Origin of the sequence: Pseudonocardia xinjiangensis (assembly GCF_012911925.1) — a bacterium.
GTDB lineage: Bacteria > Actinomycetota > Actinomycetes > Mycobacteriales > Pseudonocardiaceae > Pseudonocardia > Pseudonocardia xinjiangensis.
Window position 1 is genome coordinate 1 of record NZ_JAAXKY010000030.1, and the last position, 13,384, is coordinate 13,384.

The 13,384-nt window shown below is 72.2% G+C and carries 13 protein-coding genes and 1 tRNA gene; 4 read left to right on the forward strand and 10 right to left on the reverse strand.

Annotated elements, in window-relative coordinates; genetic code table 11:
- From HF577_RS11810 to HF577_RS11840, 7 genes are all read right to left on the reverse strand, one after another.
- Positions 1-839, reverse strand: an 839-nt coding sequence (locus tag HF577_RS11810) for a molybdate ABC transporter permease subunit (protein WP_169395847.1), incomplete at its 3' end; no start/stop codon positions are given.
- A 386-nt stretch (positions 840-1,225) separates the two neighbouring features.
- Positions 1,226-2,674, reverse strand: coding sequence for an NADP-dependent phosphogluconate dehydrogenase (gndA, locus tag HF577_RS11815; RefSeq protein ID WP_169395848.1), 1,449 nt, complete (start codon positions 2,672-2,674; stop codon positions 1,226-1,228).
- Positions 2,675-2,815: 141 nt separating this feature from the next.
- Entirely contained in the window at positions 2,816-3,688 is an 873-nt protein-coding gene (locus HF577_RS11820) for an LLM class F420-dependent oxidoreductase (RefSeq protein WP_169395849.1), read from the reverse strand.
- A 117-nt stretch (positions 3,689-3,805) separates the two neighbouring features.
- Positions 3,806-4,600, reverse strand: coding sequence for an SCO1664 family protein (locus HF577_RS11825; RefSeq protein ID WP_169395850.1), 795 nt, complete (start codon positions 4,598-4,600; stop codon positions 3,806-3,808).
- A gap of 22 nt (positions 4,601-4,622) precedes the next feature.
- Entirely contained in the window at positions 4,623-5,189 is a 567-nt protein-coding gene (locus HF577_RS11830) for a DUF3090 domain-containing protein (RefSeq protein WP_169395851.1), read from the reverse strand.
- A 50-nt stretch (positions 5,190-5,239) separates the two neighbouring features.
- Complete coding sequence (locus tag HF577_RS11835) at positions 5,240-5,944, reverse strand: histidine phosphatase family protein (protein ID WP_169395852.1); 705 nt, start codon at positions 5,942-5,944, stop codon at positions 5,240-5,242.
- A gap of 34 nt (positions 5,945-5,978) precedes the next feature.
- On the reverse strand, positions 5,979-6,800 hold the full coding sequence (locus HF577_RS11840) for an undecaprenyl-diphosphate phosphatase (RefSeq protein ID WP_169395853.1): 822 nt from the start codon (positions 6,798-6,800) through the stop codon (positions 5,979-5,981).
- A gap of 50 nt (positions 6,801-6,850) precedes the next feature.
- Here HF577_RS11840 and HF577_RS11845 point away from each other — a divergent pair, with 50 nt between their 5' ends.
- Both HF577_RS11845 and HF577_RS11850 read left to right on the forward strand, forming a co-directional pair.
- The gene (locus HF577_RS11845; protein ID WP_169395854.1) at positions 6,851-7,795 is read left to right on the forward strand and encodes an aldo/keto reductase; all 945 of its coding nucleotides are present in this window, start codon (positions 6,851-6,853) and stop codon (positions 7,793-7,795) included.
- Positions 7,796-7,932: 137 nt separating this feature from the next.
- The gene (locus HF577_RS11850) at positions 7,933-8,148 is read left to right on the forward strand and encodes a DUF5703 family protein (protein ID WP_169395897.1); all 216 of its coding nucleotides are present in this window, start codon (positions 7,933-7,935) and stop codon (positions 8,146-8,148) included.
- An 81-nt stretch (positions 8,149-8,229) separates the two neighbouring features.
- On the opposite strand, the gene HF577_RS11855 is transcribed toward HF577_RS11850, so the two are convergent.
- Both HF577_RS11855 and HF577_RS11860 read right to left on the reverse strand, forming a co-directional pair.
- Positions 8,230-9,003, reverse strand: coding sequence for an SDR family oxidoreductase (locus HF577_RS11855; RefSeq protein ID WP_169395855.1), 774 nt, complete (start codon positions 9,001-9,003; stop codon positions 8,230-8,232).
- Positions 9,003-10,319 carry a M20/M25/M40 family metallo-hydrolase gene (locus HF577_RS11860; protein ID WP_312859090.1) on the reverse strand — a complete coding sequence of 439 codons (1,317 nt, stop codon included), beginning with the start codon at positions 10,317-10,319 and terminating at the stop codon, positions 9,003-9,005. Before HF577_RS11860 ends, HF577_RS11855 begins: the two co-directional genes overlap by 1 nt.
- Before the next feature lie 91 nt (positions 10,320-10,410).
- Here HF577_RS11860 and HF577_RS11865 point away from each other — a divergent pair.
- Together HF577_RS11865 and HF577_RS11870 are read left to right on the forward strand one after the other, a co-directional pair.
- Positions 10,411-10,495, forward strand: a tRNA-Leu gene (locus HF577_RS11865).
- Between the two features lie 202 nt (positions 10,496-10,697).
- The gene (locus HF577_RS11870; protein WP_169395856.1) at positions 10,698-12,053 is read left to right on the forward strand and encodes a Clp protease N-terminal domain-containing protein; all 1,356 of its coding nucleotides are present in this window, start codon (positions 10,698-10,700) and stop codon (positions 12,051-12,053) included.
- 75 nt (positions 12,054-12,128) lie between these two features.
- Here the strand turns inward: HF577_RS11870 and HF577_RS11875 are convergent, their stop codons facing one another.
- On the reverse strand, positions 12,129-13,382 hold the full coding sequence (locus HF577_RS11875; protein WP_169395857.1) for an RNA polymerase sigma factor: 1,254 nt from the start codon (positions 13,380-13,382) through the stop codon (positions 12,129-12,131).
- Between the last annotated feature and the right edge of the window lie 2 nt (positions 13,383-13,384).

Genomic DNA, 13,384 nt, shown 5'->3' on the forward strand with positions numbered 1-13,384 from the left:
GCGGGCGGGCGGGCGCTCGGAGCCTGCGGCCCCGGGAGCGTCATCCGGACCGCACGGCGGCGGTGCCGCCGTCCTGCTCCGCCGCTCAGAGCCAGCACGAGGACGGCAGCGAGCAGCGCAGCCGCGACCGGGACCATGGTCGTGTCCACCCCGGAGCTGCCGAACTCGACGTAGGTGAACACCGGCAGCGAGTACGGGTGGTAGGCGAGCACCACCGTGGCCCCGAACTCCCCGAAGGCGCGCAGCCAGGCCAGCAGCAGCCCCGCCCGGATGCCCGCCCAGGCACCCGGCAGGGCGACCCGCGCGAACCGCGACCAGGGGCCGTGCCCAAGGGTGGCGGCCACGTCGGCCAGCTCGGGATCCAGCGCCGCGAACGCGGAGCGGGCGGCGATGATCAGGAACGGGGCCGCCACGAAGATCTGCGCCAGCACCACCCCGGTGAGGTCGTCGGTCAGCCGGCCGTCGAACAGCTGCCCGAGCGAGGTGTAGGGCCCGATGACGTACACCAGCAGCAGGCCGCTGATCAGCGGTGGGAGCGCCAGCGGCAGCTGCACCGTCACGCCGAGCAGCTCGGCGGCGCGGCCGTGGGCCCGCGCGAGCAGGTAGCCCAACGGGATCCCGGCCACGGCGATGACCACCGTGGCGATGCTGGCGCTCACCAGGGAGACGCCCAGGGCGTCGACGATGCCGGGCACGGTCAGCTGCTCCGAGGACGCCCCCGCCAGCCGCACCAGGAACGCCCCGATCGGCACGAGCAGGTAGGCGACCAGCAGCGCCGCGAGCCACGGGAGCGGGGTCGCGAGCACCCCGGTGCCCGCCCGCCGCCCCGTCAGGCCCATCGGCGCACCGCGGCAGGGGCGTCACGCTCGAAGGCACTCACGACGTCCAGGATATCCGCGACTGCGGACAAGAGTCCGTCTCTCGATCGCAGATACGGAGAACCGGGGCGAACAGGACGCGAGTGTCCGCCGCCGCACGAGCTCCGGAGCGCGGCCGCCCGCTCGCGGAACGTCCTCGCAGAGCGAGTGTGATCCTCGCAGGGCCCACAGCATCTGCGAGGAACCCACGCGGTCTGCGAGGAACGCCGGAGGCGTGCGGAGGCTGGCGGCTCGAGAGCTGACGCCCCGCCCTGGAACAGCAACACGGGACCACAACGCTGTCACCCTGGCCGCCCGCAGCAGGAAACGGGCGACTCGCGCACTCGGAAAGGGCGACTCGCGGGCCGTCAGGCGTCGGTGCGCACCTCGGTGCCGTCCTGGCCCCACCGGGTGTGGAACGAGCCGTCCGCGTCGATGCGCCGGTAGGTGTGGGCGCCGAAGTAGTCGCGCAAGCCCTGGATCAGGTTGGCCGGGCCGCGCTCGCGGCGGTAGCCGTCGTAGTACGACAGCGACGACGAGAACGCCGGGATCGCCACGCCCTGCTGCGTGGCGGTGGCCACGACCCGCCGCCACGCGTCCTGCGCGTCGGCCACGGCCTCGGTGAAGTACGGCACCATCAGCAGGTTCTCGACGTCGCCGTGCTCGGCGTACGCCTCGCGGATCCGGTTGAGGAAACGGGCCCGGATGATGCAGCCACCCCGCCAGATGGTGGCCATGGCGCCGAGGTCGAGGTTCCAGTCGTTGGCCTTCGACGCGGCGCGCATCTGCGCGAAGCCCTGCGCGTAGGCCACCACCTTGCTGGCGTAGAGCGCCTGGCGGATGTCCTCGACGAGGTCGGTCCGGTCCTCCCCCGCGCCGGGGACGGGCCCGGCCAGCGTGCCGGCTGCCGCCTTGCGCTCGCTGCGCAGCGAGGAGAGCGTGCGGGCGAACACGGCCTCGGTGATGCCGGTGAGCGGGACGCCGAGCTCCAGGGCGTCCTGCGAGGTCCAGCGGCCGGTGCCCTTCTGCTCGGCCTCGTCGACGATGACGTCGACGAGAGGGCCGCCGGTACGCGCGTCGGTCTTCTGGAGGACCTCGCCGGTGATCTCGATGAGGTAGGACTCGAGGTCGCCCGCGTTCCACTCCTCGAAGATCTTGCCGATCGCCGGGGCGTCCAGCCCGGCCACGTGCGTGAGCAGGTCGTACGCCTCGGCGATGAGCTGAATGTCGGCGTACTCGATGCCGTTGTGCACCATCTTGACGTAGTGCCCGGCGCCGTCCGGCCCGACGTGCACGCAGCAGGGGGTGTCGTCCACCTGCGCGGCGATGGTGGTGAAGATGTCCTCGACCTCGGCGTAGGCCGCGGGGTCGCCGCCGGGCATGATGCTCGGCCCGTTGAGCGCGCCCTCCTCGCCGCCGGACACCCCGACGCCCATGAACCGCAGCCCGCGCTCCGCGCAGGCCCGCGTGCGGCGGGTCGTGTCGGGGAAGTGCGAGTTGCCGCCGTCGATGATGATGTCGCCCTCGTCGAGCAGCGGGGAGATCTCCTCGATGACCGCGTCCACCGGGGCGCCGGCCTTCACCATGACGAGGATGCGGCGGGGCTTCTCCAGGGCGGCCACGAAGTCCTCGAGGCTGTCCGTGGCCGTGAACGCGCCCTCGTCGCCGTAGGCCTCCATGAACTCGCGGGTGCGCGCCGATGTCCGGTTGTGCACAGCGACCGGTGTGCCCCGCCGCGCGATGTTGCGGGCCAGGTTCGCCCCCATCACGGCCAGCCCGGTCACCCCGATGCGGCTCTTCGCGTCTGCCACGGTCATCGTTCTCCCTCAGTCAGCCCCTGGCGACGGTACCGCCGGAGCGGAGTGCCCGGCTCGTCGCCTCCACCACCACGACCATGCCCGCTGCCCCGGCATTCCGTCCGGGACGCGAACGCGGTGTGAACGGTCCTCGACGCGGTGTCAGAGCTGCGCCGCGATCGGCACGACCTCACGTCCGAGCAGCTTCAGCGGCTCCAGCTCCCACACCCGGGCGACCCGGCCGTGGACCTCACCGATGCCCAGCTCGGCGAAGCGGTGGAGCTGCTCGAGGATCGCGTCGACGTTCTCGCCCTTCTCCCCGGGGTCGAGGGGGAACATCACCGTCTTCTCGATCTCGTCGTACGGGCGGCCGAGCGCCTCGCAGTGCTCCCGCAGCACGTCGAGCTTGTGCTCGAGATCGGCGTTCGCGAACAGGTTGCAGGCCTGCGCGTACTGGGCGACCATCCGCAGTGTCTTCCGCTCCCCACCGCCGCCGATCAGGATGGGCGGGTGGGGGCGGCGCAGCGACTGCGGGGCGTTCAGCGTCCGCTCGAGCCGGTAGTGCTGCCCCTCGTACGGGCCGTCGGCGGGACCCCACATCTGCAGGCAGATCTGCAGGGCCTCCTCCAGGCGCTCGAACCGCTCGGCGGTGGGTGGGAACGGCAGCCCGAGGCCACGCGCCTCCTCGGCGTTCCAGCCGGCACCGATGCCGAGCCAGGCGCGTCCGCCGGAGAGCACGTCGACCGTGCTGACCAGCTTCGCCAGCATCCCGGGCTCCCGGTAGGTGGCGGCCGTGACCCAGGCCAGGAGCTGCACCTGCGACGTGCGCGCCGCGAGGAAGCCCAGCGTGGTGTAGGCCTCCAGCATGTCGTGCTCGGGCGGCCCGATCGTCCCGATCTGCCAGACGTGGTCCATGACGCTGATGCGCGCGAAGCCGACATCTTCGGCCGTCATGACGATCCGCGTCAGGTCGTCGGCGAGCCCGGGGGCTCCCGCCGGAAACGTGAGGTCTGCGAGGTGGAGACCGATATCCACGATGACTCCTCGGTGAACGCCGTCCGGGGCGTTCCCGACGCTAGTCCCCGTACGCGGTCCGGAGCCGGGCGAAGGTGACACGATCGGACCCCGGCTGACGGCGCCCAGGACGCGTGGTCAGAAGGCGGGCCAGGGGATGGCCGGGCCGTAGCCGGAGGGCTCGGGGTAGCAGGGGTCGGCCAGCAGCGCGTCCACCCGCGCCGACAGCGTGCGCATCTCACGGCGCGTGATGTGCTCGCCGAGCGTGTCGGAGAGCCCGTCGTCGAGCTCGGAACGCAGCCGCTCCATCGCCTCGACCACCCGGTCGGGAAGCCGCTTGCCCACCCAGCCCCACAACACGGTGCGGAGCTTCTCCTCGGTGTGCAGGCAGAGCCCGTGGTCGACGCCGTAGACGTTGCCGTCGACGCCCGCGAGGACGTGCCCGCCCTTGCGGTCGGCGTTGTTGGTGACCACGTCGAACGCCGCCATCGCCTGCAGCTCCGCGCTGTCGGCGTGCACGAGCACGGCGGGCTCGCCGTGGTCGCCGCGGGCCCGCAGCACCCTCAGCCACCCCGCCGGCACGTCCGACGGGTCACGCACGTCGACGAGCTCGCGCTCCTCGTCGGTGTCGACCCAGATCTGCACCATGCCCGGCCCGAACGGGCCCTCGCGCAGCACCGTCGGCGGCACGACGTGCAGCCCCGCGGCCTCGGACACCAGGTACGTCGCCACCTCGCGCCCGGCGAGCGTGCCGTCCGGGAAGTCCCAGAGCGGACGCTCGCCGCGCACCGGCTTGTAGACGCACTGCGCCTCGAGCCCGTTGCTGCTGATCGTGCCGAACAGGGTGGCGTTGGAGGCGTCGACGAGTCGTCCGGTGATCTCTATCCGGCCTCGCCGGAGCAGTTCCGGCACAGCCGGGTCACGAGGTTCCACGTGCGTCAGGTCGGTCTCTTCGTCAGTCCGCTACCGGGGACCGCTCGTGGTAGCCGTTGAGCCGCACGCACACGTGGCCCTCGGGGTCGAGCGGCTCGGCGCAGAGGGGGCACGGCGGCCGGCCGGCGGACACGACCCGCTCGGCGCGGTCGGCGAACGCGCGGGCCTGCACCGGCGAGAGGAACACGCGGAGCGCGTCGGGGCCCTCCTCGGTGTCGTCGAGGACGACGGACTCGTCGATCTCCTCATCGGTGACGGCGAGCAGCTCGACGACGATGGAGCGGGAGTCGGCGTCCCAGCCCAGGCCCATGGTGCCGACGCGGAACTCCTCCTCCAGCGGCACCGCGAGCGGGTCGAGGTCGTTGCCGCCCCCCTCGTCGGGTACCTCGTCGCCGAAGCGGCGAGCCACCTCCTGGAGCAACGCGCTGATGCGGTCGGCGAGTACCGACACCTGCTGTTTCTCCAGGAGGACGCTGATGGTGCGCGCGTCCTCGATGGCCTGCAGGTAGAAGGAGCGGTCGCCGGGTTCGCCAACGGTCCCGGCGACGAAGCGCTCGGGCTGGCGGAAGACATGGATGACGCGTGACATGGCGACATCGAGAGTAGGCCACGTCGGCGCGCTCGGCACGTCCTCGTGGGTCAGCCGCCGGTGCTCCCGCCCACCACCGCGTCGGAGCTGCGGGCGGCCGTTTTGCGCCGGCGCTTGGGCTTGGGCGGGATCAGCCCGGCCACGTCGCCGCCGAGGTCGTTCACACGCGCGACGAACGGGCGGGTGTCGGTGTAATGCACGACACTGATCGAGCTCGGGTCGACGACGATGCGCTGGAAGTTGTCCAGGTGGGTGGCCAGCGCATCGGCCAGCACCGCCTTGATCACGTCACCGTGGGTGCAGGCCAGCCAGACCGCGGTGGGCCCGTGCTCGGCGGCGATGCGCGCCCCGTGCCTGCGCACGGCGGCCACCGCGCGGGCCTGCATCCCCGCGAGGCCCTCGCCGCCGGGGAACACCGCGGCGGAGGGGTGCGCCTGCACCACCTTCCACAACGGCTCCTTGAAGAGCGTCTTCAGCTCGGCCCCGGTCCACGAGCCGTAGTCGACCTCCGCGAGCTCGGGCTCCGACACCGGTGTGAGCCCGCGGTCCTTCGCCAGCGGCGCGACCGTCTGCTCGCAGCGCACCATCGGCGAGCAGACGATCTCCGCCAGCGGCACGCCCGCCAGCCGGTCGACCATCTTCTGCGCCTGCGTCTGGCCGACCTCGTCCAGCTCCACGCCGGGGGTGCGGCCGGCGAGGACACCGGCGGCGTTGGCCGCCGACCGGCCGTGGCGGAGCAGGATCAGGGTGGTCACGATCAGCGAGCCTACGTGGAACAGCCGCCTGCTCTCAGGTGGCTGCGAGCCAACCGGCACTCAGCGCGACGAACAACACCGCGCCCAGCACCACCCGGTACCAGACGAACACGTAGATGCTGTGACGCTCCACATAGCGCAGCAGCCAGGCGATCGTCACGTAGCCGATGACGAACGCGATGACGGTGGCCACGGTCATCTGCAGCGGGCTGGGCCCGTCACCGGAGAACACGTCGGGGAGCTGGAACAGGCCGGACGCGACCACGGCCGGGATCGCGAGCAGGAACGAGTAGCGCACAGCCGCGGGCCGGGTGTAGCCGAGGAAGAGCCCGGCGGTGATCGTGCCGCCGGAGCGGGAGACCCCCGGGACCAGCGCCATCGCCTGCGCGAACCCGAGCAGCACGCCGTCCGTAACGCCCATGTGCTTCAGCTCGTAGCGCTGCTTGCCCAGCCGCTCGGCCAGGCCGAGCAGCAGCCCGAAGACGACGAGGGTGGTCGCGATGAGCCAGAGGTTGCGGGCCGCGGTCTGGATCTGGTCCTCCAGGAGCACCCCGAGCAGGCCGATCGGGATCGTGCCGATGATCACGAGCCACGCCATCCGGTAGTCCGGGGTATTGCGGACGGACGGGTCACGTAGGCCCTGGAACCAGGTGACGGCCAGGTGACCGATGTCCTTGGCGAAGTAGACGATCACGGCGGCCTCGGTGCCCAGCTGCGTCACTGCCGTGAACGCGGCACCGGCATCACGCCCGAAGAAAACCTCCGAGATGATCCTGAGGTGCGCTGACGAGGAGATCGGGAGGAACTCCGTCAAACCCTGCACAACACCGAGAACGAGCACTTCCAGCCAAGTCACGCGCGGGACCGTACCGACACCCTTCCGAGTCGCCCGCTTAGGCTCTTCCCGTGCGGCGGCGACGGGTCGGGGGCAGCGGACTGGAGGTGTCGCAGATCGGCCTCGGCACCATGACCTGGGGTGCCGACACCGATGTCGACGGCGCGGCCGCTCAGCTCGCCACGTTCGTCGACGCGGGCGGCACCCTCGTGGAGACCGCCGACGGCTACGGCGACGGCGCCGCCCAGGCGACGCTGGGCGAGGTGCTCACCTCCGCCGTGCCGCGCGACGACCTGGTCATCGCCGGCCGCGCCACGCTGCCCGGTGGCCCTCTCGGGGACGGTGCCGCCCGCGGCGCGCTGCTCGCGGCTCTCGACGCCACCCTCGCCCGCATCGGCATCGACCACCTGGACCTGTGGCAGCTGCCCGGCTTCGACGCCGACGTCCCGCTGGAGGAGACGCTCTCCGCGGTGCAGGTGGCCGTGATGGCCGGGAAGGCGCGCTACTGCGGGCTCGTCGCGCCCAAGGGGTGGCAGCTCGCCACGGTGGCCGAGCGCGGGCGCGCGCTGGGCAGCATCACGGTTCCGGTGTCGGCGCAGGTGGAGTACTCGCTGCTGGCCCGGGACGTCGAGGCCGAACTGCTCCCCGCCGCGCAGCACCACGGCGTCGGGCTGATGGCCTGGGCGCCGCTCGGCCGCGGCGTCCTCACCGGCAAGTACGCCGACGGCACCCCGGCCGACTCCCGCGCCGCGTCGCCCACGCTGGCGCCCTACGTGGAGGCGCGGCGCAACGAGCGCTCGGCCCGGATCGTGCAGGCGGTGCTCACGGCGGCCGACGGGCTGGGCACCTCCCCGCTCTCGGTCGCACTGGCCTGGGTGCGCGACCGGCCCGGGGTCGCCGCCGCCGTCGTGGGGGCCCGGGACGCCGCGCAGCTGTCGGCCTCGTTGGCCGCCGAGTCGGTGGTGCTGCCCGCGGAGATCCGCTCGGCGCTCGACGACGTGAGCGCGCCTGCATGACCGCTGCCGGGACCTGGCACGGCATCGCGGCCACGCCTATGGTGTGGGGAATTCCACCCGGTGTTCACCCCGACGTGGGGTGTCGGACGGACGAGCTGGCGGGAGGTGAGCCGGTGGAGCGAGGCGGCCCGACCGGCATGGTCGAGGAGGATTCGATCGACGGGGACTGGGAGTACCGCCCGGTCCAGCTACCCGGTGACGTGTCCCGGATGACCGCGGCGGTGCGACTGGCGATCCAGGCCGAGTTCGGTGGCTGGGAGCTCTCGCGCGTGCGGCTCTACCCGGGAGGCGTCCGCAAGGTGTGGCTGCGGCGGCGGCGCAGCTCGAGGATGCTCCCGGAGCTCTCGGTCTAGCCGGTTCAGGAAAGCCACTTTCCTGTACTGGGAGGGCCTGAAAGTGGCTTTCCTGAACCTCGGGAGTGCTTCCCTGGCTCGCTAGTGGTCCTTCCACGTCACGTCTTCGGGGGGCGGGGTGCCGCTCTTCGGGCCCGGTACCCCGCGGAAGGCGTACGGCGCGGGCTCGCGGCCGGGCTGGACGAACCAGCACTCCCCCGGCTCGCCGCGTTCGAGAACCGCCTCGATCGCGCCGGCGACGTCCTCCGCGCTGAGCAGCGGGAAGTCCCCGAACCGGTCCTTCGCCTTCGCGATCAGCGGGGTGTCGGCGAAGCCGGGGCACACCGCGTTCACCCGGATCCCCTCCGGCGCCAGCGTGGGCGCCGCGGAGCGGACGTACCCCACCACGGCGTGCTTCGTCATCGTGTAGAGCGCGTCGCCGGGCATGGCGACGAGCCCGGCCAGCGACGCCGTGGCGACGATGGTGCCCCCGCCCGCCCGGCGCAGCGCCGGCACGGCCGCCGTCAGCCCGAAGACCACGTGGTCGATGTTGACCCCGACGATCCGCCGGTACGCGGCCAGGTCGAGGTTCTCGATGCCCGACTGGCCCGCGGTGACGCCCGCGTTGAGCAGCACGATGTTGAGGCGGCCGAACGCGTCCTCGGCCACGTCGACGGCCATCGTCATCGTGTCCGGGTCCGACGCGTCGCCGGGCAGGGCGAGCCCGCCCACCTCCTCGGCGAGCGCCCGCGCCCCGGCCTCGTCCCGGTCGGCGACCGCGACGACGGACCCCGCGGCGGCGAGCCTGCGCACCGCGGCGGCGCCGATCCCCGACGCCCCTCCGGTGACCAGAGCCGCCTTGCCCGTCAGATCCATCAGCAGCTCCTCAGGAAGGTGTCGAGCACGCGCGCACCGAACTTCAGCGAGTCGACCGGCACCCGCTCGTCGATGCCGTGGAACAGGGAGGCGAAGTCCAGGTCCGGCGGGAGCCGCAGCGGGGCGAAGCCGTAGCAGTTCATGCCCAGGTCCTGGAACGACTTCGCGTCGGTCCCACCGGAGAGCATGTACGGCACGGTGACGGCGCCGGGGTCCTCGGTGCGCAGCGCGGCGGCCATCGCATCGGTGAGCGGACCACCGAACGGTGTCTCCACCGCCGGCAGGTTGGTCACCCACTCCCGGGTCACGTCCGGGCCGAGCAGCTCGTCCACCTCGCGGAGGAACGCCTCCTCTCGCCCCGGCAGGACGCGGCAGTCGACCACGGCCTCGGCCGACGAGGGGATGACGTTGGCCTTGTAGCCGGCCGAGAGCATCGTCGGGTTGGCGGTGTCGCGGATCGTGGCGCCGACGATCCGCGAGAGCGGCCCGAGCTTCGCGATCGCCCCCTCCAGGTCGTCCTCCGGGAACTCCAGCCCCGTGAGCTCGGCCATCTGCTCGAGGAACGCGCGGACGGTGTCGGTGAGCACCAGCGGGAACTTGTGGTTGCCCAGCCGGGCGACGGCTTCCGCGACCTTGGTGACGGCGTTGTCGTCGTGGAGGAACGACCCGTGGCCGGGCCTCCCGCGGGCCTGCAGCCGCATCCAGGCGATGCCCTTCTCGGCGGCCTCGATGAGATACACGCGCCGGTCCTCGGCGAGGGTCAGGGAGAACCCACCCACCTCACCGACGGCCTCGGTGCAGCCCTCGAACAGGTCGGGCCGGTTCGCGGCGAGCCACTGGGCCCCGAGCCGTCCGCCGGCCTCCTCGTCGGCCAGGAAGGCGAACACGATGTCCCGGGGCGGCACCACGCCGTCGCGCTTGAACCGGCGCGCGACCGCGATCGTCATCGCCACCATGTCCTTCATGTCCACGGCGCCGCGACCCCACACGTAGCCGTCCTGGACAGCGCCCGAGAACGGGTGCACCGACCACTCGGACGGGTCGGCCGGCACCACGTCGAGGTGCCCGTGCACGAGCAGCGCCCCCCGCTCCGGGTCGGCGCCCTTGAGCCGGCAGATCACGTTGTCGCGCCGCGGGCCGCCCGACTCGACCACCTCGACCTCGAACCCGACCTCGGTGAGCTTCGCCGCCACGTACTCCGCGGCCTCCCGCTCCCCGACCGTCGTGTCGGGGTCGGCGGTGTTGGTCGTGTCGATCCGGATGAGTTCCGAAGCCAGCTCGACGACCTCGTCCTCGGCTGCGATATCGCTGGTCACGCCGATCTTCCTACCACCGGAGGTCCCGGCGCGGAGCCTCGGCGCGCGTGAGCTATCCTCTTCCTCGCGCGACCGGGAGGTCACGCAGCTTGTCCGAGTGGCGGAATGGCAGACGCGCTAGCTTGAGGTGCTAGTGCCCTTTAACGGGCGTGGGGGTTCAAGTCCCCCCTCGGACACAAGATCAGGTACTGTCGAGTGGATTCCGCGGGATGGATCCACGTGCATGTCGCACCTTCATGCACCAGACGCAGCACCGCCTCCGTCTTCCCCGAACCGTCCGCCAGAACACGGCCGTCGCGGCCGACGTTCCCGCGATCCGGCGCTCCCCATCACCACCGCCTTGACCTTGTAGTTGCTGCAAGCCCCATGCTGGACGCCGTGGACTTCTCCATCGGCGAGTTCAGCGCCGTGTCCGGCCTGCCGCCGCAGACGCTGCGCTTCTACCACTCCCAGGGCCTGCTCGTACCGGCTTCGGTCGACGAGCAGACCGGGTACCGCTCGTATGGGATGCACCAGGTGGAGCAGGCCGTGCTCGTGACGACCCTGCGCCAGGCCGGTCTCGCTGTCCGCGACGTCCGACGGGCGCTCGACAACCTCGATCGCGCCGGGGCGATGCTGCACGACCATGCGGAGGCGGTGGAGCGCCGGCGCCGCCGCGAGGACCAGGCGATCGGCGAGGCCCGCAGTCTCCTCACGTCCTGGCCCGAGGTGCGCACCGATCGCTTCGCCGGCCAGGTTGTGCTGTCGGCCCCGGTGCCGCACGCCGAGGCCGGGACCCGGGAGGGCCACGTCGTCGACGAGCGGTGGTACGACTGGGACCGGGCGCACCGGTCGTTCCACGACACCGTGCGCCGGCTGCGCGGAGTGGCCGCCGCGCGCGGCCTGGAGCAAACCGGCACCGCCTGGAAGACCCCGGCCGCCGAGACGCCCCGACAGTCGGCCGACAGCATGACCGCGGACGGGCCGCACTGGCTCGCGAAGCTCCCGGTCCTCACCGCCGACGCCGACTCGGTGGCGGGCGCGCTGCCCCCGGGCGTCGAGGTCCAGTCCTGGCCCGGCCGGGACGAGCTCGGGATCCGCATGCCCGGACCGGCCACGACGGCGAAGTACAGCATGGCGCTCAGCCGGCTGGTCACCCACCACCTCGACGGCGTGTTCCCCGACCTGGGTCCTGGAGGGCCGCGGCTCGTCGTGCACGACGACGCGTTCGAACTGTTCGTGCGCTCGGTGCCGGTGGATGAGGAGGAGTTCCCGATGATCAAGGGGTTCGCGGGGGCGGACAGGTTCACCGACCGGGCCAAGCGCGTCGTCGCCCTGGCCCAGGACGAGGCCCGGATGCTCGACCACGACCACGTCGGCCCCGAGCACGTCCTGCTCGCCCTCCTGAGTGAGGGCAACGGGGTCGCCCCTCAGGTCCTCGAATCCCTCGGGATCACCCTTGAGGCTCTGCGCGAGCAGGTGGAGCGGATCGTCCGCCGGGGCCGGCGGGCGCCGAGCGGGGACGTCCCGCTCGGGCCGCGGGCCAGGGAGGTGCTGGAGCGCTCGCTGGACGAGGCCCAGCGGATCGGCCAGAGCTACGTCGGCACCGAGCACGTCCTGCTCAGCCTCGTGCGCGCGGGCGAGGGCGAGGGCGAGGGCGAGACGGTCGCAACGCAGGCCCTGGTCGGGCTGGGCGTCGACCCGGACCGCGTCAGCCGGGAGGTGCGGCAGCTGCTGACGACCTTCCGCTCCTAGCGTTCCGGCAATGGGATGCGGTGCGGGTGCCGATCCCGAAGCCCTCGGCGAGGTCTCCAGCTGCAGCAGGTTCGCTCAGTCACCGGTGACGTTGAGTGCTGCAGCCATGCGGTCGAGGAGGAGCTGTCGCTCCTGCTTCGTGGGTGCGAGGTCGGCGGCCCGCTCGAGTTCGGCGGCTGCTTCGTGACGGCGGCCGAGGCGGGTGAGGAGGTCGCCGCGGACGGCGCCCAGGAGGTGGTAGCCGGCCAATCTGCGGTCGGAGGTGAGTGGCTCGGTGGCGATGAGTGCGGCTTCGGGGCCGTCGACGTGGAGAACGGCGACGGTGCGGTTCAGCTCGACCACCGGTGAGGCGGTGATCTGGGCGAGCGCGTCGTAGAGCGCGAGGATCGTCACCCAGTCGGTCTCGGCGAAGCTGGGGGCGCGGGCGTGACAGGCGGAGATCGCGGCCTGCAGGCAGTAGGGCCCGAGCGGCCGGGCCAGCCCGAAAGCGCGGTCGAGCATGCCGAGGCCGTGGTCGATGAGGGTTCGGTCCCAGCGCCGGCGGTCCTGGAGCTCGAGCTGGATGGGGATGCCGTTCCCGTCGGTGCGGGTACGGAACCGCGAGGCCTGCAGTTCCATGAGTGCGACCAGGCCGAAGACCTCGGCCTCGGACGGCAGCAGCCCGGCCAGGACCCGTCCCATCCGCATGGCTTCGACCGCGAGGTCCGCGCGGACGACGCTCTCGCCGGAGGAGGCCGAGTAGCCCTCGTTGAACACCAGGTACAGCACCTCGAGAACGGCGTGGAGACGCCCAGGCAGTTCGTCGGCCGATGGTGCCTCGATCGGCACGCGGGCTCCGGCCAGCGTGCGCTTCGCGCGGGAGATCCGCTGGCCGATGGTCGATGAGGGAGCGAGGAACGCCCGGGCGATCTCGTCGGTGGTCAGGCCTCCGAACAGCCGCAGGGTCAGGGCGACCCGGGACTCGGGCGGCAGCACCGGGTGGCAGGTGGTGAACACCATGGTGAGCAGGTCGTCCGGGATCGGGTCGAGGGCCTCTGCGGCGACGTCGGGAAGCGCGCCGTCCTGCCCGGCGACGAGGAGCGGCGCCTTCGTGCGTGCCGTCTCCTCGCGCCGGGCCCGGTCGATCGCCTTGTGCCATGCCGTCGTCATCAACCACGCGCCCGGCCAGGGTGGCACCCCCTCGACGGGCCATTGCGCCAGGGCTGCGACGAACGCCTCGGAGGCGATGTCCTCGGCGATGTCGAGGTTTCCGATGCGCCGGGCGAGCGTGGCGATCAGCTGCGGCGCCTCGATCCGCCAGAGCGCGTCGACCGAATCCCGGAGTTCCACCG